Origin of the sequence: Streptomyces sp. SP17BM10 (assembly GCF_036322405.1) — a bacterium.
In the GTDB taxonomy this organism is placed as follows: Bacteria; Actinomycetota; Actinomycetes; order Streptomycetales; family Streptomycetaceae; genus Kitasatospora.
In genome coordinates this window covers 1-376 of the sequence record NZ_JAQYXB010000472.1, presented here as the reverse complement: position 1 = coordinate 376, position 376 = coordinate 1, and the positions used below count along the sequence as shown (strand labels likewise).

The window sequence follows — 376 nt, the reverse complement described above, 5'->3', positions numbered from 1 at the left end:
GCGCGCCCGCCGGCTGCGGACGCGGCAGGGTCGACGTCCACTCGCGGAGGGACGTGGCGCAGGCGGGGATCGGCAACGGCGCCGGGCGCCGGGCCGACGGCGGCGCGGGTCGGTTGCCCAACGGCGCATGGCCGGCCGCCTCGACGTCCTGGTGCCCGAGCCCGACGCCCCCCCAGGCCGCCCGGTCACCGTCCACTCGCGGAGCGAGGATGCGCAGGCGTGGACCCGCCACCGCGCCGGCCTCCGGGCCCCCGGCCTCGCGGATCCGTCGCCCCTCGCCGCAGGGCCGCCCGCCGCGGCCGAGCCGATCGACGTCTCCGGGCTGGACGAGCGCCTGCTGTCCCGCGGCTACGCGTACGGCCCGGCGTTCCAGGGC

1 protein-coding gene is annotated in these 376 nt (G+C 81.1%); it reads left to right on the top strand.

Annotated elements, in window-relative coordinates; all coding sequences use genetic code 11:
- Positions 1-127 precede the first annotated feature (127 nt).
- Positions 128-376: hypothetical protein (locus PUR71_RS06925; protein WP_329925451.1), on the top strand; the 249-nt coding region annotated here is incomplete at its 3' end.